At 67.6% G+C, this 21,340-nt stretch carries 24 protein-coding genes; 15 read left to right on the top strand and 9 right to left on the bottom strand.

Annotated features, from left to right (window positions below; all coding sequences use genetic code 11):
• Positions 1 to 46 precede the first annotated feature (46 nt).
• The 5 genes from mshA (at position 47) to regX (ending at position 4,799) form a co-directional block, all read left to right on the top strand.
• Positions 47 to 1,381 (top strand): D-inositol-3-phosphate glycosyltransferase, encoded by a 1,335-nt coding sequence (gene mshA, locus ACQI5H_RS18010; RefSeq protein ID WP_427080685.1) that lies wholly within the window; start codon positions 47 to 49, stop codon positions 1,379 to 1,381.
• Complete coding sequence (locus tag ACQI5H_RS18005) at positions 1,378 to 1,893, top strand: YbjN domain-containing protein (RefSeq protein WP_427080684.1); 516 nt, start codon at positions 1,378 to 1,380, stop codon at positions 1,891 to 1,893. Before mshA ends, ACQI5H_RS18005 begins: the two co-directional genes overlap by 4 nt.
• Before the next feature lie 24 nt (positions 1,894 to 1,917).
• Entirely contained in the window at positions 1,918 to 2,667 is a 750-nt protein-coding gene (locus tag ACQI5H_RS18000; RefSeq protein ID WP_427080683.1) for a phosphoglyceromutase, read from the top strand.
• A gap of 175 nt (positions 2,668 to 2,842) precedes the next feature.
• Positions 2,843 to 4,066, top strand: coding sequence for a sensor histidine kinase (locus tag ACQI5H_RS17995; RefSeq protein ID WP_427080682.1), 1,224 nt, complete (start codon positions 2,843 to 2,845; stop codon positions 4,064 to 4,066).
• Between the two features lie 49 nt (positions 4,067 to 4,115).
• Positions 4,116 to 4,799, top strand: a complete 684-nt coding sequence (gene regX, locus ACQI5H_RS17990) for a two-component sensory transduction protein RegX (RefSeq protein ID WP_076123491.1) — start codon at positions 4,116 to 4,118, stop codon at positions 4,797 to 4,799.
• A gap of 51 nt (positions 4,800 to 4,850) precedes the next feature.
• Here the strand turns inward: regX and ACQI5H_RS17985 are convergent, their stop codons facing one another.
• The 3 genes from ACQI5H_RS17985 to ACQI5H_RS17975 are packed head-to-tail and all read right to left on the bottom strand — an operon-like array spanning position 4,851 to position 7,992.
• Positions 4,851 to 6,713: a GMC family oxidoreductase N-terminal domain-containing protein gene (locus ACQI5H_RS17985; protein ID WP_427080681.1), complete on the bottom strand. Its 1,863-nt coding sequence runs from the start codon at positions 6,711 to 6,713 to the stop codon at positions 4,851 to 4,853.
• On the bottom strand, positions 6,710 to 7,039 hold the full coding sequence (locus tag ACQI5H_RS17980; protein WP_427080680.1) for a hypothetical protein: 330 nt from the start codon (positions 7,037 to 7,039) through the stop codon (positions 6,710 to 6,712). Before ACQI5H_RS17980 ends, ACQI5H_RS17985 begins: the two co-directional genes overlap by 4 nt.
• The gene (locus ACQI5H_RS17975) at positions 7,036 to 7,992 is read right to left on the bottom strand and encodes a hypothetical protein (RefSeq protein WP_427080679.1); all 957 of its coding nucleotides are present in this window, start codon (positions 7,990 to 7,992) and stop codon (positions 7,036 to 7,038) included. Before ACQI5H_RS17975 ends, ACQI5H_RS17980 begins: the two co-directional genes overlap by 4 nt.
• A gap of 38 nt (positions 7,993 to 8,030) precedes the next feature.
• Here ACQI5H_RS17975 and ACQI5H_RS17970 point away from each other — a divergent pair, with 38 nt between their 5' ends.
• Positions 8,031 to 8,753: a FadR/GntR family transcriptional regulator gene (locus ACQI5H_RS17970; protein ID WP_427080678.1), complete on the top strand. Its 723-nt coding sequence runs from the start codon at positions 8,031 to 8,033 to the stop codon at positions 8,751 to 8,753.
• Positions 8,754 to 8,756: 3 nt separating this feature from the next.
• Here ACQI5H_RS17970 and ACQI5H_RS17965 read toward each other — a convergent pair whose 3' ends face one another.
• Positions 8,757 to 9,542, bottom strand: coding sequence for a hypothetical protein (locus ACQI5H_RS17965; RefSeq protein ID WP_076062527.1), 786 nt, complete (start codon positions 9,540 to 9,542; stop codon positions 8,757 to 8,759).
• Between the two features lie 119 nt (positions 9,543 to 9,661).
• Here ACQI5H_RS17965 and ACQI5H_RS17960 point away from each other — a divergent pair, with 119 nt between their 5' ends.
• The 9 genes from ACQI5H_RS17960 to ACQI5H_RS17920 all read left to right on the top strand — a co-directional run bounded on the left by ACQI5H_RS17960 (position 9,662) and on the right by ACQI5H_RS17920 (position 17,227).
• Positions 9,662 to 10,678 (top strand): hypothetical protein, encoded by a 1,017-nt coding sequence (locus ACQI5H_RS17960; RefSeq protein ID WP_427080677.1) that lies wholly within the window; start codon positions 9,662 to 9,664, stop codon positions 10,676 to 10,678.
• Entirely contained in the window at positions 10,675 to 11,643 is a 969-nt protein-coding gene (locus tag ACQI5H_RS17955; RefSeq protein WP_427080676.1) for a hypothetical protein, read from the top strand. Before ACQI5H_RS17960 ends, ACQI5H_RS17955 begins: the two co-directional genes overlap by 4 nt.
• A 16-nt stretch (positions 11,644 to 11,659) precedes the next feature.
• Complete coding sequence (locus tag ACQI5H_RS17950) at positions 11,660 to 12,502, top strand: sugar phosphate isomerase/epimerase family protein (RefSeq protein WP_427080675.1); 843 nt, start codon at positions 11,660 to 11,662, stop codon at positions 12,500 to 12,502.
• 23 nt (positions 12,503 to 12,525) lie between these two features.
• Complete coding sequence (locus ACQI5H_RS17945; protein ID WP_427080787.1) at positions 12,526 to 13,362, top strand: thioesterase family protein; 837 nt, start codon at positions 12,526 to 12,528, stop codon at positions 13,360 to 13,362.
• A 24-nt stretch (positions 13,363 to 13,386) separates the two neighbouring features.
• Positions 13,387 to 14,262 (top strand): pyrroline-5-carboxylate reductase, encoded by an 876-nt coding sequence (proC, locus tag ACQI5H_RS17940; protein ID WP_427080674.1) that lies wholly within the window; start codon positions 13,387 to 13,389, stop codon positions 14,260 to 14,262.
• 140 nt (positions 14,263 to 14,402) lie between these two features.
• Positions 14,403 to 14,657 (top strand): cell division/environmental response transcriptional regulator, encoded by a 255-nt coding sequence (locus ACQI5H_RS17935; protein ID WP_427080673.1) that lies wholly within the window; start codon positions 14,403 to 14,405, stop codon positions 14,655 to 14,657.
• 172 nt (positions 14,658 to 14,829) lie between these two features.
• Entirely contained in the window at positions 14,830 to 14,931 is a 102-nt protein-coding gene (locus ACQI5H_RS17930; protein ID WP_003402602.1) for a 30S ribosomal protein bS22, read from the top strand.
• Positions 14,932 to 15,080: 149 nt separating this feature from the next.
• Positions 15,081 to 16,154: an SDR family oxidoreductase gene (locus ACQI5H_RS17925; protein WP_427080786.1), complete on the top strand. Its 1,074-nt coding sequence runs from the start codon at positions 15,081 to 15,083 to the stop codon at positions 16,152 to 16,154.
• Positions 16,136 to 17,227, top strand: coding sequence for a lysophospholipid acyltransferase family protein (locus ACQI5H_RS17920; protein WP_139333222.1), 1,092 nt, complete (start codon positions 16,136 to 16,138; stop codon positions 17,225 to 17,227). Before ACQI5H_RS17925 ends, ACQI5H_RS17920 begins: the two co-directional genes overlap by 19 nt.
• A 65-nt stretch (positions 17,228 to 17,292) precedes the next feature.
• Here the strand turns inward: ACQI5H_RS17920 and cmaA2 are convergent, their stop codons facing one another.
• The 5 genes from cmaA2 to ACQI5H_RS17895 form a co-directional block, all read right to left on the bottom strand.
• Positions 17,293 to 18,201, bottom strand: coding sequence for a cyclopropane mycolic acid synthase CmaA2 (cmaA2, locus tag ACQI5H_RS17915; RefSeq protein ID WP_076123500.1), 909 nt, complete (start codon positions 18,199 to 18,201; stop codon positions 17,293 to 17,295).
• Between the two features lie 10 nt (positions 18,202 to 18,211).
• The gene (locus ACQI5H_RS17910) at positions 18,212 to 18,724 is read right to left on the bottom strand and encodes an FAS1-like dehydratase domain-containing protein (RefSeq protein WP_427080672.1); all 513 of its coding nucleotides are present in this window, start codon (positions 18,722 to 18,724) and stop codon (positions 18,212 to 18,214) included.
• A 44-nt stretch (positions 18,725 to 18,768) separates the two neighbouring features.
• A complete protein-coding gene (locus ACQI5H_RS17905; RefSeq protein ID WP_427080671.1) occupies positions 18,769 to 19,677 on the bottom strand; it encodes an HAD family hydrolase in 909 nt (302 codons plus the stop codon).
• A gap of 394 nt (positions 19,678 to 20,071) precedes the next feature.
• Positions 20,072 to 20,539, bottom strand: coding sequence for a hypothetical protein (locus ACQI5H_RS17900; RefSeq protein ID WP_427080670.1), 468 nt, complete (start codon positions 20,537 to 20,539; stop codon positions 20,072 to 20,074).
• Between the two features lie 328 nt (positions 20,540 to 20,867).
• Positions 20,868 to 21,149: a hypothetical protein gene (locus tag ACQI5H_RS17895; RefSeq protein ID WP_427080669.1), complete on the bottom strand. Its 282-nt coding sequence runs from the start codon at positions 21,147 to 21,149 to the stop codon at positions 20,868 to 20,870.
• Between the last annotated feature and the right edge of the window lie 191 nt (positions 21,150 to 21,340).

Raw genomic sequence — 21,340 nt, 5'->3', positions numbered from 1 at the left:
CAGCGCCCTCGGGTGGGGCCGATGCCCGTCCTGTAAAGATGACAGTGTGCGGCACGATGACGTCTTCCGGCTGAACGACCCGCGCCGCATTGCGGTGTTGGCGGTCCACACCTCACCACTGGCCCAGCCGGGAACCGGCGACGCGGGCGGCATGAACGTCTACGTGCTGCAAACGGCGCTGCACCTGGCTCGTCGGGGCATCGAGGTGGAGATCTTCACCCGGGCCACCGCGTCCGCCGATCCGCCGGTCGAGCGGGTAGCGCCCGGTGTGCTGGTGCGCAACGTCGTGGCCGGGCCGTTCGAGGGCTTGGACAAATACGATCTGCCCACCCAGCTGTGCGCCTTCGCGGCCGGGGTGCTGCGCGCCGAGGCGTCCCACGACCCGGGCCACTACGACATCGTGCACTCGCACTACTGGCTGTCCGGTCAGGTCGGCTGGCTGGCCCGCGACCGCTGGGCGGTTCCGTTGGTGCATACCGCGCACACGCTGGCCGCGGTGAAGAACGCGGCACTGGCCGACGGTGATGCTCCCGAGCCGCCGCTGCGCACGGTGGGGGAGCAGCAGGTGGTCGACGAGGCGGACCGGCTGATCGTCAACACCGATGACGAAGCGAGACAATTGATTTCGATCCACCGCGCCGATCCCGCGAGCATCGACGTTGTCCATCCCGGTGTGGACCTGGACGTGTTCCATCCGGGTGATCGCAGGGCGGCCCGGGCCGCGCTGGGGCTCCCACTGGACGAGGACATCGTGGCCTTCGTCGGCCGGATCCAGCCGCTGAAGGCGCCCGACATCGTGTTGCGGGCCGCCGCGAAACTGCCCGGCGTGCGCATCGTGGTGGCCGGCGGGCCGTCGGGGACCGGGCTGGCGTCCCCGGACGGCCTGGTCCGCCTCGCAGACGAATTGGGCATCGCGGCGCGGGTGACGTTCTTGCCGCCGCAGTCCCGCGCGAAGCTGGCCACGCTGTTCCAGGCCGCCGATCTCGTTGCGGTGCCGAGCTATTCGGAGTCGTTCGGCTTGGTCGCGGTCGAGGCGCAGGCCTGCGGGACGCCGGTGGTCGCGGCCGCGGTCGGCGGATTGCCGGTGGCTGTGCGCGACGGGATCACCGGCACCCTGGTGTCCGGCCACGACGTCGACCGCTGGGCGGCGGCCATCGACGGCCTGCTGCGCCTGCGCGGCGAGCCGGCCGGGCGCGCGATGAGCCGCGCCGCCGCGGCCCACGCGGCGACATTCTCTTGGGAGAACACCACCGACGCGTTGCTGGACAGCTACCGGCGCGCGATCGGCGACTTCGCCGCGGGGCGCCAGCGCCGGGTGCGGGACCGGGTGGCGGCGCGCAAGCCGCGCCGCTGGACCTCGCGGCGCGGGGTGGGCGCGTGAACTCCACCGTGCAGGCGGTGATCGAGCACGCGCTAAAGGCCAGCGGATTGACGTACTCGGAATTCGCTGGGGCACATGGCGGATTGCCGGGGCTGGTGGTCGAGCTGCCCGGCGAGCGCAAGCTCAAGACCAACACCATCCTGAGCATCGGCGAACACTCGGTGCGCGTCGAGGCGTTCGTGTGCCGTAAGCCCGACGAGAACCACGAGGGCGTCTACCGGTTCTTGCTCAAGCGCAACCGGCGGCTCTACGGCGTCGCCTACACGCTGGACAACGTCGGCGACATCTACCTGGTGGGCCGGATGTCGCTGGCGTCGGTGGACGCCGACGAGATCGACCGGGTGCTCGGACAGGTGCTCGAAGCGGTGGATTCGGACTTTAATACGTTGTTGGAGTTGGGTTTTCGCTCGTCGATCCAAAAGGAGTGGGAGTGGCGAGTGTCGCGCGGTGAGTCGCTGAAGAACCTGCAGGCGTTCGCCCACCTGATCGACGACGAGGATCAAGACGACTGATCCAGGCGTGAGAGACTAACCGGCATGGGTGAAACTGCGACGCTGGTGTTGTTGCGCCACGGCGAGAGCGAATGGAACGCAAGCAACCAGTTCACCGGCTGGGTGGACGTTGACCTGACCGCCAAAGGCCGGGCCGAGGCAGTGCGCAGCGGCGAGCTGCTGACCCAACACAACCTGTTGCCCGACGTTCTCTACACTTCGCTGCTGCGGCGCGCGATCACCACCGCGCACGTCGCGCTGGACACCGCCGACCGGTTGTGGATTCCGGTGCGACGCAGCTGGCGGCTCAACGAGCGCCACTACGGGGCGCTCCAGGGCCTAAACAAGGCCGAGACCCAGGCCCGCTACGGCGAAGAGCAGTTCATGGCCTGGCGGCGGAGCTACGACACGCCGCCGCCGCCGATCGAGCGGGGCAGCGAGTTCAGCCAGGACGCCGACCCCCGCTACGCCGACATCGGCGGCGGCCCGCTGACCGAGTGCCTGGCCGACGTGGTGGCGCGGTTTTTGCCATATTTCACCGACGTGATCGTCCCGGATCTGCGGACCGGCAAGACGGTGTTGATCGTCGCGCATGGCAACTCGCTGCGCGCCCTGGTCAAACACCTCGACGGGATGTCCGACGAGGAGATCGTCGGGCTGAACATCCCGACCGGCATCCCGCTGCGCTACGACCTGGATGACGCGCTGCGCCCGGCGGTGCCCGGCGGTACCTACCTGGACCCCGAGGCGGCCGCCGCCGGCGCCGCCGCGGTAGCCAGCCAAGGCCGTCGCTAGTTTTTGCCCGTTTCTTCGTTGTGCGCGGTTGACGTGCCGATAGTGTGCTTTACGGCCCCGTTTGCCAAACAGGGCGTAAACGGGAGCCGAACACCTGTAGCTCAGGATGTGACTTGTCCGATTTTGGCCTCGCTCCGCTAGGGCGGCGTTAAGGAAGATTTGTAGGATTTTCTATGTGACTGTGTTCTCGGCGCTGTTGCTGGCCGGGGTCTTGTCCGTGCTGGCGCTGGCCGCAGGTGTTGCGGTCGGCACCCGGCTGTCGCCTCGGGTGGTGCAACGCCGCCAGCGCGTGGCCACCGAATGGACAGGAATCACCGTCGCGCAGATGCTGCAGCGGATCGTGACGCTGATGCCGCTGGGCGTGGCGGTGGTGGATTCCCATCGCGACGTCGTCTATCTCAACGAGCGCGCCACGGAATTGGGCCTGGTGCGGGATCGCCAGCTCGACGACCAGGCCTGGCAGGCGGCGCAGCAGGCGCTGAGCGGTCTCGACGTCGAGTTCGACATGCAGCCCGCCAAACGCCAGAACAATGGCCGCTCCGGGCTCGCGGTGCACGGGCAGGCCCGGCTGCTCAGCGACGAGGACCGCCGATTCGCCGTCGTCTTCGTCCACGACCAGTCCGACTACGCCCGCATGGAGGCGACGCGGCGCGACTTCGTCGCCAACGTCAGCCACGAGCTCAAGACTCCGGTCGGCGCCATGGCCGTGCTGGCCGAGGCCCTGCTGGCGTCGTCGGATGACTCCGACACCGTTCGACGATTCGCCGAAAAGGTGCTCATCGAGGCCAACCGGCTGGGCGACATGGTCGCCGAGCTGATCGAGCTGTCCCGGCTGCAGGGCGCCGAACGGCTGCCCAACGTCACCGAAGTTGACGTCGATACCGTTGTCTCCGAAGCGATTTCACGCCACAAGGTGGCCGCCGACAATGCGCAGATCCAGGTCCGCACCGACGCGCCCAGCGGGTTGCGCGTGCTGGGCGACGAAACGCTGCTGGTGACCGCGCTGGCCAACCTGGTCTCCAACGCGATCGCGTATTCCGCGCCGGGCTCGCCGGTGTCGATCAGCCGCCGCCGCCGCGGCGACAACATCGAGATCGCCGTCACCGACCGTGGCATCGGAATCGCGCTGGAAGACCAGGAACGGGTCTTCGAGCGCTTCTTCCGGGGCGACAAGGCGCGTTCGCGGGCCACCGGCGGCAGCGGGCTGGGGCTGGCCATCGTCAAACACGTCGCGGCCAATCACAACGGCAGCATCGGCGTGTGGAGCAAGCCGGGCACCGGATCGACGTTCACCCTGTCCATCCCGGCCTATCGGGACGACGACGAACCATCAGAGCAACCGCGGGGCCGTGACGTGCGGCCCCATCGGTCCCAACGAGAGGAAGAGCTAAGTAGATGACCCGCGCTTACGACGATGCAGAGCGTAGCGATGAGAAGGAGTGGCGCTCATGACCAGTGTGCTGATCGTCGAAGACGAGGAGTCACTTGCCGATCCGCTGGCATTTCTCCTGCGTAAGGAGGGCTTCGAGGCCACGGTAGTGACCGACGGGCAGGCGGCGCTCGCCGAGTTCGAGCGGGCCGGCGCCGACATCGTGCTGCTCGACTTGATGCTGCCGGGGATATCCGGCACCGATGTGTGCAAGCAGCTGCGCGCCCGTTCCAGCGTGCCCGTGATCATGGTGACCGCCCGCGACAGCGAGATCGACAAGGTCGTCGGCCTGGAACTGGGCGCCGACGATTACGTGACCAAGCCGTATTCGGCCCGCGAGTTGATCGCCCGGATCCGGGCGGTGCTGCGCCGCGGGGGTGACGACGACTCCGAAATCAGCGACGGCGTGCTGGAATCCGGGCCGGTGCGCATGGATGTCGAGCGGCACGTCGTATCCGTCAACGGTGACACAATCACGTTGCCGCTCAAGGAATTCGACTTGCTCGAATACCTGATGCGCAACAGCGGCCGGGTGCTGACCCGCGGGCAGCTCATCGATCGCGTGTGGGGCGCAGACTACGTCGGCGACACCAAGACGCTCGACGTCCACGTCAAACGGCTGCGGTCGAAGATCGAGGCCGACCCGGCCAACCCGGTGCACCTGGTGACGGTGCGTGGGCTGGGCTACAAGCTCGAGGGCTAGCCGCTCGCGTCGCGCGTGCGTTGAGGTCGCCCCGGACGCACGCGCAAAGCCCTAGGCGCACACTCGATCACCGATGACCTCGTCGGCGACGGCTAGCGCCAGCGCCATGATCGACACCTGCGGGTTCACCTCCGGGCAGCTGGGCAGGATCGACGCGTCGGCGACCCAGACGCCGTCGACGCCGCGCAGCCGTCCGGTCTCGTCGACCGGACACCGCTGCGAGTCGGCGCCCGCGGCCGCGGTGCCCGTCGGATGGAACGCCGCCAGGTGCAGGCTTCGAGGGTTGCTGCGCCGCAACGCGTCCTGCAGCGCGGGCAGCGACGTCACCGTCGTCGCGCCGGGCAAACCGGTGAGCACCTCGACGGCGCCGGCCGCGAACAGCAGCCGCCCCATGGCCTCGACCGCGACCACCACTTTGGCGATGCCGGCCCGGGTGATGTTGTAGCGCACCAGCGTTTCGCCGCGCGCCGAATGTACCGAGCCGACACCGCGATCGGCGATCATCGCGCCGAACGTGGCGACCTGGGGCGCCCGGTCGAGCCAGCCGAGCAGCTCGGCGCCGTAGCCGGGGAAGACCATCGAGCCCATGCCCGGCGGCGTGGACGTCGCTTCGATCAGCACACCGTCCGACTCGTGGAACTCGTGGACGGCGGCGCTCTGTAACACGCCGTGCCACGCGACGACGTCGTCGTCGAAGCGTCCGGCGAGCATCGTCGCCGGATGCAGCGCAAGGTTACGGCCGAGGCGCGGGTGTATGCCAAGACCGCTGCGCCGCAACAGCATTGGCGTCTCGGTGGCCCCGGCGGCGACGATGACCGTGTCCGCAAGGATGTCAACCGCGGTGCCGTCAGGACGGCGGGCGCGCACCCCGCGGGCGCGTCCGCCCTCATGCAGCACGCGCTCAGCGCGAGCGTGCGAGATGATCCGCGCGCCCGCCGCGCAGGCCTGCGGTAAGGCGTTGAGGTGCACACCAAACTTGGCGTTGCGCGGGCAGCCGATCGCACACTGGCAGCAGCCCTCGCATCCCGGCGCGTTGCGCGGAATGGGCGCCGCCCGCCAGCCCAGCGACGAAGCGGCATCCAGCAGCAGGCGCCCATTGCGGCCCATGATCCGCAGCGGCACCGGCGCGACCCGCAGCGTGTGCTCGACGTCGTCGAGATGGGCGCCCAGCCGGTCGGGGTCGGCCAGGCCCAGCCCGAACTCGTCGCGCCAGCGCCGTTGCACGGTCAACGGCGGCCGGTAGCAGGTGCCGGAATTCACGACGGTGGTGCCGCCGACCGCCCGGCCGATCGGCAGCACTAAGGATGGGCGTCCCAGCGCGACGGTGGCACCGGCGCCGCGGTACAGCCCGGCATAGCGATCGATCGGGTGGGTGGATCGGAACTCCTCGACCGTCCAGCGGCGTCCCTCTTCGAGCACCACGGTGTCGATGCCGGCCTGGGCCAGCGTGCGGGCCGCCATCGCGCCGCCGGCGCCGGACCCGATGACCACGGCGTCGGTGGTGACGACGGAGGGGCTCTCGGTCGACGGGATGACCGTCAACGGCGCATCGGGACGCGCCACGTCGTGCCTCTGGGCGCGGGAGAGCAATTCCGGCGCATAGGCGTCGGCGCCGTTGGCGAGCAACACAATTGCCTTCATGGCCTCGACGGCCACGGTCGCATCGGGGTTGAGGGCCGCGACCCGGCGCAGCACCCGATCCCGTTGGTCGGGACCAAGCCGGGCCAGTGAGCGGCCGGTCGTCAGGTAGCTCGCCGCCCCCACGGATGCCAGCCCGGCGCGCAGTGCCAGCCGTGACGTCGCCGGCAGCCGCGCGAGGTAGCGGTCGACGCGATCGGCCAGCTGAGCCGGTGGCGGCCCGCCGTGCTCTTCGGGGAGCAACGCGGTGCCGAACGACGCGGCGAGACGGTTCATATCAGACGGCCGAGCCGTCGGCCGAGCTTGATGAAGAACGGGTACGTCGCGAATATCGCTCCGGCCGCCGCGTGCAGCGGCCAGCGTGCCTCGGCGGTATTCACGCCGAAAACGCCGCTGTTCCACATGAAGTCGCGGCCATTGCGTGCGCGGAACGGCCGCCACAGGATGCCGAGCCCGGGCACGTTGTTGTAGAGCCCGAACGAGCCGCCGAAGAAGACGCCGAGCACGGCGGCCTCGGCGACGTCGCGGCGATCGCTGGGCACGTTGCGTTCGATCAGCATTCCCGAGGCGACCAGCAGCGGCGGGTCAAGCACGAAACTCATTGGGGTGTCCTTTCGTTGACGACGGGCGCCTCGGCGCCGCGCAGGCCGACTTCGGCATGTCCGGTTCCCAGCACCGACCAGTGCCGGTCGTCGATCTCGACGTGAACATCGGCCTGCTCGGTGTTGGTGCACACCGCGGTGCCGCCGTCGGGGTCGGTGTAGTGCAGGCTCACGCACTTCTCCGGGGGCTGGTCGACGCGAATCAGCACCTTGCGGCCGCCGATGCGTCCCTCCAGCTGCCAGTGCCGCAAGCCGAGCGTGGTCCGCATCCGCAGCGACGGCAAAGGGACTGCGGGCCAATCCTTTCCGTCAATGCGGAAGCGAATGAAGGCCATCGGTGCGAGCCTGCGCAATCCCGGCTTGTGCGAGACCGCGGTGACCGCCTCGAGGACGTCACCGCCCCCGAGATCGGCGTGGATCCATCCCCAGCGTTTGGCGTTGCCGTGCCCGTAGATGTGGGCGACCCCGCCGCGCCAGCCGTCGACGCGATGGACAGCATCGCCGACACTCAGCGAGCCGGTGAAGTCGGCAGTGGGGGCGAGGACCACCTGTGCGCCCGGCAGCAGCTCGCGCTCCCACGCCGCGCGGGGAAACGTCCACAGCGGCGCGCCGTTGTCGCGCCAGCGCAGGTCCCATCCGAGCGATCCGGCGTGCCCGGTCAGCTCGTCGGGCCCCACGCGCGCGCCGGCCGCGGTGAACCAGGCCGTGTCGGTTCCGGGCTGGGCGGGCTCGGGGCCGAACCGCTGGGTGCGCGGGGGGCCGTCGGGCGGGAACCAGGTCGCCCAGCCGTGCGCGTAGGGCGTCCGCGGGCCCGGCAGGGGCGCCACCGTCTCGCAGTGGATCCACAGGCCCGCGCGCGTGAGCGGGTCCGACAGGGTGGCGTACCAGACTTCCAGGCGCCCGGCCCTGCCCCGCCAGCGCGGGAAGGCGGCGGATCGCCAGTCGTCGCTCACCGCTCCACCTCCCCATCGGCTGTATATTGGTTGAGCCAATGAACCAGTCTAGTGTGCTGCAGCCCCCGGACCGCCAGCGGGTGGACGAACAGATCGCGGCGTCGATCGCCGACGCCATCCTCGACGGCGTCTTCCCGCCCGGTTCGACGCTGCCGCCGGAGCGGGAGCTCGCCGAGCAGCTTGACGTCAACCGCACCTCGCTGCGCCAGGGTCTGGCCCGGCTGCAACAGATGGGGCTGATCGAGGCCCGGCACGGCAGCGGCAACGTGGTGCGCGACCCCGAGGGGCTGACCCATCCCGCCGTGGTCGAGGCGCTGGTGCGGAAACTGGGCCCGGAGTTCTTGGTCGAGCTGCTGGAGATCCGCGCGGCGCTGGGCCCGTTGATCGGACGCTTAGCGGCGCAACGGCGCGCTCCCGAGGACGCCGACGCGTTGCGTGCCGCACTGGCCGCGGTGGCCGAGGCCGATAGCGCCGCGGCGCGCCAGGCCGCGGACCTCGCCTACTTCCGGGTGCTGATCCATTCCACCGGCAACCGCGCGCTGGGGTTGTTGTACCGCTGGGTCGAGCACGCCTTCGGCGGCCGCGAGCACGAGCTCACCGGGGCCTACGACGACGCCGGCCCGGTGGTGGCCGACCTGCGGGCGATCACCGAGGCGGTGCTGGCGCGCGATGCTACGGCAGGTGCCGCGGCCGTCGAGGGCTACCTGCAGGCCAGCGCGATGCGAATGGTGTTGTCTTACAACAAGAAACGAGCGACCTGACCGCTATTCGGCGAGCCGGGTCGCCGGGTGTACCGCGATAAGGCCTAACTTGCTGCGGCGCTTGCACATCGCCGCCAGTTCCGCGTAGGCCTTGGCGCCGAGCAGTTCGGTGAGCTCGTCGGCGAGGCTTTCCCAGACCTGTTTGGCGCCGATGTGGGTGGCCGGGTCGCCGGTGCAGTACCAATGCAGGTCGGCGCCACCGGATCCCCAGCCGCGGCGATCGAATTCGGTGACGGTGGTCTTGAGGATCTCGCTGCCGTCGGGCCGGGTCACCCATTCCTGGCTGCGCCGGATCGGCAGCTGCCAGCACACGTCGGGCTTCATCGTCAGCGGCGGCACGCCCAGCTTGAGGGCCTTGCTGTGCAGCGCGCAGCCGGGGCCGCCGGCGAAGCCGGGCCGGTTCAGGAAAATGCACGCGTCCTTGTGTTTGCGGGTGCGGTATTGCGGTTGGCCCTCATGCTCGTCGAGTTCCAGGTAGCCCTTGCGGCCCAATCCCTTTTCGCGGAATTGCCAGTCGTCGGCGGTGAGCTTTTTCACCGCGTCGTCCAACCGGGCGCGGTCGTCGTCGTCGCATAGGAACGCGCCGTGCGAGCAGCAGCCGTCGTCGGGACGGCCTTCCACCGTGCCGCGGCAGGCCGGCGTTCCGAACACACACGTCCATCGGGACAGCAGCCATGTGAGATCGGCCGCAATGAGGTGCTCGGGGTTATCCGGGTCATAGAACTCCACCCATTCGCGGGCGAAATCCAATTCGACTTCTTGCCCCGGCTCGAGATGCGAATTCGCCACGCATTCAACGTTAGACCACGATTCGTGTTCGCTGACCCGCTGACACTCGGGTGGCCCGCGGCCGCGTACACAGCGGGGCGCGAGAGGCCCCGCGCCGCCGCAACGATTAGGTTGTTGATGTGCGATTGGGCGTGCTCGACGTGGGTAGCAACACGGTCCATCTGCTGGTGGTCGATGCCCACCGCGGTGGACATCCCACGCCCATGAGTTCAACCAAGGCCACCCTGCGGCTTTCGGAATCCCTCGACAGCTCCGGCAAGATCACCAAACGCGGCGCCGAAAAACTGATTTCGACGATCGATGAATTCGCCAAGATCGCGGACAGCTCGGGCTGCGAGGAGCTGATGGCCTTTGCCACCTCCGCGGTGCGCGACGCCGAGAATTCCGACGACGTGCTCGCACGGGTGCGCAAGGAGACCGGAGTCGAGCTCAAGGTGCTGCGCGGCGTCGACGAGTCGCGGCTGACCTTCCTGGCGGTGCGCCGGTGGTACGGGTGGAGCGCGGGGCGGATCGTCAACCTCGACATCGGCGGCGGCTCGCTGGAACTGTCCAGCGGCGTCGACGAGGAGCCCGAGATCGCGTTGTCGCTGCCGCTGGGCGCCGGACGGCTGACCCGCGAGTGGCTATCCGAGGACCCGCCCGGCCGGCGCCGGGTCGCGATGCTGCGCGATTGGCTGGATGCCGAGCTGGCCGACGCCAGTGCCACCGTTCTGGACACCGGCAGCCCGGACCTGGCCGTCGCAACCTCGAAGACGTTTCGCTCGCTGGCGCGGCTGACCGGCGCGGCGCCGTCGGCGGCCGGACCGCGGGTGAAGCGGACGCTGACGTCCAACGGCCTCAGGCAACTCATATCTTTCATCTCTAGGATGACCACCGCTGACCGAGCTGAACTGGAAGGAGTCAGCGCCGAGCGGGCGCCGCAGATCGTGGCGGGCGCCCTGGTGGCGGAGGCGAGCATGCGAGCGCTGTCGATAGAAACCGTGGATATCTGCCCGTGGGCATTACGGGAAGGTCTCATCTTGCGCAAACTCGACAGCGAAGCCGACGGAACGGCCCTCGTCGAGACCTCAGTGCGCGATGCTGGAGGCCAGAAGGTTGATCGGAATGCGAACCGATCGAGAGGCGACAAATCATGACCGGACCACACCCCGAGACCGAGAGCCCTGGCACTCGGCCCATCTCGGTGGCCGAATTGCTGGCCAGGAACGGGACCATTGGCGCCCCGGAGATCACCCGGCGGCGGCGCCGTCGGCGCGGCGATAGCGACGCCGTCACCGTTGCCGAGCTGACCGGCGAGATCCCCGTCATCCAAGACGACGACGAGGCTGACCACGGAACCAACGGGACGGCCCAGGTCGCCGAACCGGCCGAACCGGTGGCGGACGTAGCACCCGAGGTCACCGACGAGCGGCCCCCAACCGCCTACTGGTCCGAACCCGAGCCGCGCTGGCCCAAGTCCCCGCCGCAGCCGCAACGCGCGCCGGGGCCGGAGCGCAGCGAATATCCACGGCCGCTGCGCCAAGTCGACGCGGGCGAGGCCGAGCAGTCCGGCGCCGAGGACATGAGCCCGGATCCGCTGGACCAATATGCCGACATCCCTGTCGACGTGATGGATTCCGAAGTGCGCGAAGCCGAGCTCGCGACCGAGGACTCCGCCTACGTGCGGTCCTACCTGCAGGCTTCGGACTCGACGCTGTTCGGCGGGCAGACCCTCGCCGACGAGCTGGCGCGTCGGCGCAGCGGCGAGCGGGCGTCGGCGGACTCGCTGGCGGACGAAGAGGAGCACCTCGACATCGACCATGCCGACGAGGCCGCTCACCCCCCGCACCAGAAGCTCGAGAACCTGTGGCGCGGGGGCCTGATCGTTTTGCAGTGCATCTTCGCCGTGGCGTTCGGCGGCCTGCTGTTCATCGCCTTCGACCAATTGTGGCGGTGGAACAGCCTGGTCGCGCTGGTGCTGTCGGTGCTGGTCATCCTGGGCCTGGTGGCCGGGGTGCGGGTGGTGCGCAAAACCGAGGACATCGGCAGCACGCTGATCGCGGTCGCGGTGGGGGCGCTGATCACCCTGGGACCATTGGCACTTTCCCTGCAATCGGGCTAGGCGCCATCCACAGATAGTGCGCCCAGCAATCAAAGTCGGCCTGTCCACGGCCTCGGTCTACCCGTTGAGGGCCGAGGCCGCGTTCGAGTATGCGGCCAGGCTCGGCTACGACGGGGTCGAGCTGATGGTGTGGAGCGAATCGGTCAGCCAGGACATCGATGCCGTCAAGAAGCTTTCCAAGCGGTATCGCGTGCCGGTGCTGTCGGTGCACGCTCCCTGCTTGCTGATCTCACAGCGGGTGTGGGGCTCCAACCCGATTTACAAGCTGGAACGCAGCGTGAAGGCCGCCGAGCAGTTGGGCGCACAGACCGTCGTCGTGCATCCGCCGTTTCGCTGGCAACGGCGCTACGCCGAGGGGTTCAGCGACCAGGTCGCGGAGCTGGAGGCGGCCAGCGACGTGATGGTCGCCGTGGAAAACATGTTCCCGTTCCGGGCGGACCGCTTCTTCGGGGCCGATCAGTCGCGCGAGCGGATGCGCAGGCGCGGAGGTGGCCCCGGCCCGGCGATTTCGGCGTTCGCGCCGTCCTACGACCCGCTGGACGGCGACCACGCGCACTACACGCTGGACCTGTCGCATACCTCGACCGCCGGCACCGACTCGCTGGAGATGGCGCGGCGCATGGGTGCGGGGCTGGTGCACCTGCACCTGTGCGACGGCAGCGGGCTGCCCGCCGACGAACACCTGGTGCCGGGGCGTGGCACGCAACCCACCGCCGAGGTGTGCCAGACGCTGGCCGGCGGCCGCTTCGCGGGCCATGTCATCCTCGAGGTGTCCACCTCCGCGGCGCGTTCAGCCTATGAGCGCGAGGCCATGCTGGCGGAATCGTTGCAGTTCGCGCGCACGCATTTGATGCGGTGACCGACAAGAACCCTCAGGAGACCATGAACGCGCTGTTCACCGACGCCATGACGCTGCGGGAGATCGACCCGGGTGTCTACGAAGGCGAGCTCAACAAGCACTGGACTATCGGGCCCAAGGTGCACGGCGGCGCCATGCTCGCGCTGTGCGCCAACGCCGCCCGCACCGTCTGCGGCGGCCAACCGGATGGACCGGTCTTGCAACCGGTCGCCGTGGCGGCGAGCTTCCTGTCGGCCCCCGATCCCGGCGTGATGCAGCTGGTGACGTCGATCCGCAAGCGTGGGCGCCGAATCAGCGTGGTTGACGTGGAGCTGGTTCAGGGCAGCCGGACCGCGGTGCACGCGGTGGTCAACCTGGGGGAGCCGGAGCATTTCCCGCCCGGCGGCCAGGCTGCGCCGCTGCTGTCGGCGAATCCGGTGGTGGATCTGATGGCGCCGGAGCCGCCCGACGACGTCGCGCCGATCGGGCCCGGCCACCCCCTGGCCGGCCTGGTCCATCTCGGCGAGGGCTGCGACGTGCGGCCGGTGCTGTCGACGCTGGTGCCCAGCACCGACGGCCGCCCACCGGTGATTCAGATGTGGGCGCGCCCCCGTGGTGTGGCCCCCGACGCGCTGTTTGCGCTCATGTGCGGCGATCTGTCGGCGCCGGTGACCTTCGCGGTGGAGCGCACCGGCTGGGCCCCTACGGTTCAGCTCACCGCGTTCCTGCGGAGCCTGCCCGCCGACGGCTGGCTGCGAATCATCGCGACGTGCACGGAGATCGGGCACGACTGGTTCGACGAGGACCACACCGTCGTCGACAGCTTGGGCCGCATCGTTGTGCAAGCGCGCCAACTCGCGATGGTGCCCGCCGCTGGGTAGCCGGTGTCTGCGATGCTTTCCGGCATGGCAAGAATCGCGATCATCGGTGGCGGCAGTATCGGCGAGGCCTTGCTGTCGGGTCTGCTGCGCGCGGGGCGCCGGGTCAAAGACCTGGTGGTCGCCGAGCGAGTGCCCGAACGCGCCAAGTACCTTGCGGACACCTATTCGGTGCTGGTGACCTCGCCGACCGAGGCGGTGGAGAACGCGACGTTCGTCGTCGTCGCGGTGAAGCCCGCCGACGTCGAGTCGGTGATGGGGGAGCTGGGCCGGGCGGCCGCCGCCGCCGAGAACGACAGCGCCGAGCAGGTGTTCGTCACCGTCGCGGCGGGTATCACGATCGGCTACTTCGAGTCGAAGCTGCCGGCCGGAACGCCGGTGGTCCGGGCGATGCCGAACGCGGCCGCCCTGGTGGGCGCGGGCGTGACCGCGCTGGCCAGCGGTCGTTTCGTAACCCCGCCGCAGCTCGAGGAGGTTTCGGCCCTGTTCGACGCGGTCGGCGGTGTGCTGACCGTTCCCGAGTCGCAGATGGACGCGGTCACCGCGCTGTCCGGATCGGGCCCGGCCTACTTCTTCTTGATGGTCGAGGCACTGGTCGACGCCGGGGTCGCGGCGGGCCTGAGCCGCCAGGTGGCCACCGACCTGACCGCGCAGACCATGGCGGGGTCGGCGGCGATGCTGCTGGAGCGGATGGATCAAGACCGCCGGCCCGGCGAAGGCGAGGCCCTCGGAGCCGGGTCGGACGCCACCGCGGCGCAACTGCGGGCGACCATCACCTCGCCCGGCGGAACAACCGCCGCTGCGCTGCGCGAACTCGAGCGAGGCGGATTGCGGGCGGCCGTCGACGCGGCCGTCCAGGCCGCCAAAAAGCGCTCTGAGCAGCTAAGAATTACATCAGAATAATTCAAGAATTTTGAACTGATTGTCCCCCACCAGTACCAGTAACCCCACTAGTCCCGCTATTCTCCTTTTTGTATGCACGTGTGGGTGCCAGCGGAGGGGAAGCCGCTGGCATTGCGCGGGCCTGACACGATTGGGTTGCGATGACGTCTACGAACGGGCCATCGGCGCGAGATTCCGCTGGCAAGCGGGACACCGGTTCAGTCGATGGCCAGCAGGCCAGGACACAATTTCTGACCGTCGCCGAGGTGGCGGCCCTGATGCGGGTCTCCAAAATGACGGTTTACCGGCTGGTGCACAACGGCGAGCTGCCAGCGGTTCGGGTTGGGCGGTCCTTCCGGGTCCACGCGAAGGCCGTCCACGACATGCTGGAGACGTCGTACTTCGACGCGGGCTGAGCTGAAACCCGCCGCAAGACCGAGGTTTTCGCTGCGCGGTCGGATCCGCACCATGGCGAGGGGCGTGATTTGGCGTGCGGTCACGCGGTCGCCGGTTTGGTGTTCCATGCCGGCGGCCGGGTAAAGTGGCCGGGTCCTTTCCAAGCCGGTCACGGGTCAGATAGCGGAGTTCATGGGTTCAGTAATCAAGAAGCGGCGCAAGCGCATGTCGAAGAAAAAGCACCGCAAGCTGCTGCGCCGCACCCGGGTGCAGCGCAGAAAACTTGGCAAGTAAGCCCCGTCCGGTTCAACCCCGCCCCGCGCCGACCGTCATGCGGCCGTAACGCCGCTGTCTCTCTTGGCCGTTAGGCTGTTCGGGTGGATTCGCCGAGCGGGGATGGTGGCACGACGGGCGGCACCCGTGCCGAAACCGGGGCCGACACCATGCATTACCCCAAGGTTGTGCTGGTTACCGGTGCATGCCGGTTCCTGGGCGGCTACCTGACCGCTCGCCTGGCGCAGAACCCGCTGATCAAAGGGGTGATCGCGGTGGACGCGATCGCGCCGAGCAAGGACATGCTGCGCAGGATGGGCCGTGCCGAGTTCGTCCGCGCAGACATTCGTAATCCGTTTATCGCCAAGGTGATTCGAAACGGCGACGTCGATACGGTGGTGCACGCCGCGGCCGCGTCGTACGCGCCGCGCTCCGGCGGCAGCGCGGCGCTCAAGGAACTCAACGTGATGGGCGCGATGCAACTTTTCGCGGCCTGCCAGAAAGCTCCCTCGGTGCGTCGCGTCGTGCTGAAGTCGACGTCGGAGGTGTACGGGTCGAGCCCGCACGATCCGGTGATGTTCACCGAAGACAGCAGCAGCCGTCGACCCATCCGCGGCGGTTTCGCCAAGGACAGCCTCGACATCGAGGGCTACGCGCGCGGCTTGGGCCGCCGCCGCCCCGATATCGCGGTGACCATCCTGCGGCTGGCCAACATGATCGGCCCCGCGATGGACACCACGCTGTCACGCTATCTAGCAGGGCCTTTGGTGCCGACGATGTTCGGCCGCGACGCACGATTGCAGCTGCTGCACGAGCAGGACGCCCTGGGCGCGCTGGAGCGCGCGGCGATGGCCGGCAAGGCCGGCACGTTCAACGTCGGCGCCGACGGCATCCTCATGCTGTCGCAGGCGATCCGGCGAGCCGGCCGAGTTCCGTTCCCCGTACCCGGCTTCGGTGTCTGGGCGCTGGATTCGCTGAGACGGGCTAACCGCTACACGGAGATCAATCGTGAGCAATTCAATTACTTGAGCTACGGCCGCGTCATGGACACCACCAGGATGCGCACGGAACTCGGCTACCAGCCCAAATGGTCGACGGCCGAGGCGTTCGACGACTACGTTCGCGGCCGCGGCCTCACTCCCATAATCGATCCAGATCGGGTACGCTCCTTGGAGGGTCGCGCCATTTCCTTAGCGCAGCGCTGGGGCAGCCGAAATCCAATTCCATGGGGTGGGGTCAGGTAGATATCGTGGCGGGTGAAACCAGAGCGAATGTCATTCCACTGCACACCAATCGGGGTCGGGTAGCCGCGCGGCGGAGAGCCGATCAGCGGGCGGAGTCGTCTCGACAGCATCCCTCATTGCTTACCGATCCGCGGGGTCGGGCGTCGGCCGAGCAGATCGCCGCCGTCGTCCGCGAAATCGATGAGCACCGCCGTGTCGCCGGCGCGCCATCGGCAGCCGAGGCCCCGCTCAATGAGCTCGCGCAGCGCGTCGCCGCCGTCGCCGGATTCCTCCGGCAACGGTTGACGGGTGACTATACGGTCGACGAATTCGGCTTCGATCCCCACTTCAACAGCGCGGTCGTCCGGCCTTTGCTGAGGTTCTTCTTCAGGTCCTGGTTCCGGGTCGAAGTCAGCGGCATCGAGAACCTGCCCAGCGAGGGCGCGGCGCTGGTGGTGGCCAATCACGCCGGGGTGCTGCCATTCGACGGGCTGATGCTGTCGGTGGCCGTTCACGACGAGCACCCGGCGGAGCGGGACCTGCGGCTGCTGGCCGCCGACATGGTCTTCGATCTGCCGGTGATCGGCGAAACCGCCCGTAAGGCGGGCCACACGATGGCCTGCGCGAGCGATGCCCACCGGTTGCTCGCCGCGGGTGAGCTCACCGCCGTGTTCCCGGAGGGCTACAAGGGCCTGGGCAAGCGATTCGAGGACCGTTACCGGCTGCAGCGGTTCGGGCGCGGCGGATTCGTGACGGCCGCGTTGCGCACCAAGGCGCCGATCATTCCCTGCTCGATCATCGGTTCCGAAGAGATCTACCCGATGCTGACCGACGTGAAGCTGCTGGCGCGGCTGTTCGGCCTGCCCTACTTCCCGATCACTCCGCTATTCCCGTTGGCTGGGCCTGCGGGTCTGGTGCCACTGCCGTCGAAGTGGCGCATCGCGTTCGGCGAGCCGATCTACACCAACGACTACGCCGCTTCCGACGCCGAGGACCCGATGGTCACCTTCGAGCTGACCGACCAGGTGCGTGAGACGATCCAGCAGACGCTCTACCGGCTGCTCGCCGGCCGTCGCAACATCTTCTTGGGCTGAGATTCGGCCCCCTTACGCGAAAACGCCCCGGCGCCAATGGCACCGGGGCGCTTTGCTCTCGACGGCTACTTGACCAGAGTGAACTGGCAGACGTCGGTGTAGTGGTCACGGAAGAGGTCCGAGCACCCACGCAGGTAGTGCATGTAGATGTCGTAGGTCTCCTGCCCCTTCAGCTCGATCGCCTTGTCCTTGTTCGCTTCGAGCGCGTCGGCCCAGGCGTTCAGGGTCGGCACGTAGTTGTGGCCGATCCGGTGGTAGCGCTCGACCTTCCAGCCGGCGTTGGACGAGTAGTGGTCGACCTGCGAGATCCGGGGCAGCCTGCCGCCCGGGAAGATCTCGGTCAGGATGAATTTGATGAAGCGCAGCAGGCTCATCGGCGTTTCCAGGCCGCGCTCCTCGGCTTCGTCTTTGTCCGGAATGATGATCGAGTGCAACAGCATTCGGCCGTCGTCGGGCGTCAGACTGTAGAACTTCTTGAAGAAGGCGTCGTAGCGCTCGAAGCCGGCGTCGCCGGCGCCGTCGGCGAAATGCTCGAAGGCACCGAGTGACACGATCCGGTCGATCGGCTCGTCGAACTCTTCCCAGCCCTGGATCCGCACCTCTTTGCGGCGGGGGGTGTCGATCTCGTCGAACTTCGCCTTGTCGTGGGCGTACTGGTTCTCGCTCAGCGTCAAGCCGATCACGTTGACGTCGTACTCCTGCAACGCGTGCCGCATGGTGGAGCCCCAGCCGCACCCGATGTCGAGAAGCGTCATCCCGGGCTCGAGGTTGAGTTTGTCCAGCGAGAGTTTGCGCTTGGCGTACTGAGCCTCTTCCAACGTCATGTTCGGGCGCTCATCGAAGTAGGCGCAGCTATAAGTCATCGACGGGTCGAGCCAAAGCTTGAAGAACTCGTTCGATTTGTCGTAATGGGATCGGACATCTTCGACCGGGGGCTTCAGCTGGGTGCCACCCGTTTCACCCTGTGACGTCATTGAATTGACCCTACTTTCCAGCAGATATGGATGCAATTGCCGCGGCGGTTGTCGCGGCGTCGGCATCTTGGTGTGCGGCTTCTCCCAACATTGTGACAACGCTGGTGACGACCGGTTTGCCCTCGGCGTCTGTGACTTCGCTGCGGATTTCGCTGATCACCGCGCCGTGGGACTCGATCACCGAGTCTAGATAGGTGTCGAAGTACAGCTTGTCGTGGGCCAGGATCGGCCGGTGGAACACGAACTTCTGGTCGCGGTGGAGGACCCGGGCAATGTTGATCGGGATGCTGAACTTGGTGAAGATCTCCAGCTGCACCCGCCGCCCCGCGATCGCCAGGAACGTCAGGGGCGCGACCAACTCGGGATAGCCGGCGTCGGCGGCGTCGGACTCGTTGAAGTGCAGGGGGTGGTCGTCTTTCACCGCGAGGGCGAACTCGCGGATCTTCTCGCGTCCGACCTGGAAGTAGTCCGGTGCCCGGTAGTGGCTGCCGATGATGCCTTCGGCCTCTTTGGGGACTGTCATGCGATTTGCTCTCTGTTCGAATAGCTGCTCAGCGGCGCAGCTTATCAGCGTGATTGGCGTCGCGACGCCAACGCGGCCAGCGCACCGCCCGCCGCCCCCAGCGCCAGGGCCGACGGCACCCCGATCCGGGCCGCCTTGCGGGCGGTGCGGAAGTCCCGAACCTCCCACCCCCGCTCGCGTGCCAGCGCACGTAGCCGGGCATCGGGGTTGATGGCCACCGCGGTGCCCACCAACGACAGCATGGGGACGTCGTTGTAGCTGTCGGAATAGGCGGTGCAGCGTTTGAGGTTGAGCCCTTCCCGGATCGCCAGCGACCGCACCGCGTGCGCCTTGCCGGTTCCGTGCAGGATCTCGCCGACCAGCCGGCCGGTGAACACCCCGTCGATCGATTCGGCGACGGTCCCCAGGGCGCCGGTCAAACCGAGCCGTCGCGCGATGGTCGCGGCAAGTTCGTAGGGCGTCGCGGTGATCAGCCAGACCTGCTGGCCGGCATCGAGATGCATTTGGGTGAGCTCGCGAGTGCCCGCCCAGATCTTGTCGGCGATGATTTCGTCGTAGATCTCCTCGCCGAGACGCACCAGCTCCGAAACCGACCGGCCCTCGATGAAGGCGAGCGCCTTCCGGCGTCCCGCGGCGACGTCGTCGCTGTTCTCCTTGCCGAGCAACTGAAACTTGGCCTGGGCGTAGATGAATCCGAGGACATCGCGGTAAGTGAAGTAGTCGCGAGCGGCCAGCCCGCGACCGAAGTGCACTGCCGAGGAGCCCTGTACCAAGGTGTTGTCGACGTCGAAGAATGCGGCGGCGGTCAGGTCGATGGGCGGCTGCGGCTGCCCCTCCTCGGCTGCCTCCTCCTCCAGGCCCTCGAGCGCACGCGCGGCGCTCGCGTTGGCCGCCAGCGTCTGCAAGTCGACGGGCGCGGTTGGTTCCGCGCCGCCCGACTCAGGGGAAGTCATCGCCAAGCCTCCTAATTCGCTGGCAGATCTCAACCCTATCCGCCAGATGTGTGGATGGCTTTGCGCGTCGGGTCGCCGATTGGCGTGGTTTGCGTTGCCGAACGTGACGCCAGCGTCACGTTCGGACTCGAGCGTGACGCCAGCGTCACGTTCGGACTCGAGCGTGACGCCAGCGTCACGCTCGCCGCTGTTCGGCAGCCGTGTTCGGCCGTGGGGTGATGGCATCGTAAGTGGTTTGAACAGCGGTTTGTGCACGGCACCGACAATTAGCTCTGCATGATGGCTGATTCTCAGCTTATTCGCAGCCAAGTTCCATTGCGTCATCCCTATCGAATGGCCGGTGAAACCTTCATCATGTACGGATGCCGATGATCTCTGCTTCCAAAAATGGAAGCTAAGAAAGGCCCTGCTCCTCGCGCCAGCGTGTCCAGTACCTATCGGCATTGGAGCGGCGCAGTGATCTAAGCGTCTCGCAAAGGGCTTCGACGTTGGAGGCGTCTGAAAATAGTGCCTCGACGCGTCCAGCTTTTTCGTGGAACCACGCGATCTCGTCGGCTGCGGACGAATACTCGATCTCATCCTGCCCATTTAAGTACTGTCTGATAAGCGATACGGTGAACCAGTTATCTGGCGTTGCCAGCGCTGTAGGTGCTACAGCAAGTAGGAACTGTCCTCTGTCGTTGGTTAGTTGCCAACTTAGGAGGGGGCCCGTGAGGGTCAGCGATGCATTGTTTGTTGCCACACCGCTCGTAACCGAATCTGTAATACGATAGCGGGGATCGAGATATAGCACATCAAAATATTTCAGAAAGTACTCTAAGAGGGTTTTCATTTTCCAACCTTCCCGCCAGGTGGAACCCATGTGGTGTCATTTATTTGGCGATACCCGTGCAACTCTAAGTACCTAATCTCAGCGCCAGTAAACGAGTTTGGATTCACCATATCGAACGGTACTGACAGGGTGATCTTGTCACCGTTCGCGATGGCCACGTCAAGTACATGCTGGTTCGCAGCGAGCCGTTCCGTGGGGGTTGCCGCATACCATGCGTCACCGATATCGAAGTAGCTGGCTCGATGTAGTTTTGCGAAGTCGGTATAGGACAGACCGCCCCCAGGGGGCGTAAATGGTCCGAGAACGGTTTCGCCGCTTCCCGTCAGGTGTTGTTCGGATAGCGCTCGGAGCTGATCGCTCATGTGGTCGAGCGGGTTCTCCAAATTGAATTCAGGCCGGTCTGGGTCCACGTCACCAGGGTTGGGGCCGTCATCTCCCGCTGGCGGGTGATCATCGCCAGGCGGGCCGTCGCCATCGCCAGGCTGATGCGGCCCGCCGTCGCCGGGCGGATGTTGTCCATCGCCATTGCCCGGTTTCCCGCCCGGTTCCCCGCCGCCCGGCGTCCCGCCGCCCGGATCGCCGCCGCCCGGATCGCCGCCGCCCGGCTTCGCGCTCGGTTCTCCGCCGTGGGGTGGCCCACCGACGGGCGGCGGTCCTTCGCCGGCGGCGCCGGCCGTGCCGGCAGGCGACGGCGACGACAGATGCGGCCCGGGCACCGAAGGCACAGAAGCCGTGGGCGCGGATGCCGACGCGGCGCTCGGAACCGATTCGGCCGGAGCTCCGGCTGCGGGGGCCGACACGGCGGCGGGGACGCGGTCATGGGGTTGTGGG

It is taken from the genome of Mycobacterium heidelbergense (genome assembly GCF_050205645.1).
Lineage (GTDB): Bacteria > Actinomycetota > Actinomycetes > Mycobacteriales > Mycobacteriaceae > Mycobacterium > Mycobacterium heidelbergense_A.
This window is presented reverse-complemented; position numbering and strand designations above follow the sequence as displayed.

Bases quoted from the DNA above. Each gene is read 5' to 3' on its own strand.
- ACQI5H_RS18000 (WP_427080683.1), top strand. From the start codon at position 1,918: ATGGGTGAAACTGCGACGCTGGTGTTGTTGCGCCACGGCGAGAGCGAA.
- regX (WP_076123491.1), top strand. From the start codon at position 4,116: ATGACCAGTGTGCTGATCGTCGAAGACGAGGAGTCACTTGCCGATCCG.
- ACQI5H_RS17985 (WP_427080681.1), bottom strand. From the start codon at position 6,713: ATGAACCGTCTCGCCGCGTCGTTCGGCACCGCGTTGCTCCCCGAAGAG.
- ACQI5H_RS17980 (WP_427080680.1), bottom strand. From the start codon at position 7,039: ATGAGTTTCGTGCTTGACCCGCCGCTGCTGGTCGCCTCGGGAATGCTG.
- ACQI5H_RS17970 (WP_427080678.1), top strand. From the start codon at position 8,031: ATGAACCAGTCTAGTGTGCTGCAGCCCCCGGACCGCCAGCGGGTGGAC.
- ACQI5H_RS17955 (WP_427080676.1), top strand. From the start codon at position 10,675: ATGACCGGACCACACCCCGAGACCGAGAGCCCTGGCACTCGGCCCATC.
- ACQI5H_RS17945 (WP_427080787.1), top strand. From the start codon at position 12,526: ATGAACGCGCTGTTCACCGACGCCATGACGCTGCGGGAGATCGACCCG.
- proC (WP_427080674.1), top strand. From the start codon at position 13,387: ATGGCAAGAATCGCGATCATCGGTGGCGGCAGTATCGGCGAGGCCTTG.
- ACQI5H_RS17935 (WP_427080673.1), top strand. From the start codon at position 14,403: ATGACGTCTACGAACGGGCCATCGGCGCGAGATTCCGCTGGCAAGCGG.
- ACQI5H_RS17930 (WP_003402602.1), top strand. From the start codon at position 14,830: ATGGGTTCAGTAATCAAGAAGCGGCGCAAGCGCATGTCGAAGAAAAAG.
- ACQI5H_RS17925 (WP_427080786.1), top strand. From the start codon at position 15,081: ATGCATTACCCCAAGGTTGTGCTGGTTACCGGTGCATGCCGGTTCCTG.
- ACQI5H_RS17920 (WP_139333222.1), top strand. From the start codon at position 16,136: ATGGGGTGGGGTCAGGTAGATATCGTGGCGGGTGAAACCAGAGCGAAT.
- cmaA2 (WP_076123500.1), bottom strand. From the start codon at position 18,201: ATGACGTCACAGGGTGAAACGGGTGGCACCCAGCTGAAGCCCCCGGTC.
- ACQI5H_RS17910 (WP_427080672.1), bottom strand. From the start codon at position 18,724: ATGACAGTCCCCAAAGAGGCCGAAGGCATCATCGGCAGCCACTACCGG.
- ACQI5H_RS17905 (WP_427080671.1), bottom strand. From the start codon at position 19,677: ATGACTTCCCCTGAGTCGGGCGGCGCGGAACCAACCGCGCCCGTCGAC.
- ACQI5H_RS17900 (WP_427080670.1), bottom strand. From the start codon at position 20,539: ATGGGTTCCACCTGGCGGGAAGGTTGGAAAATGAAAACCCTCTTAGAG.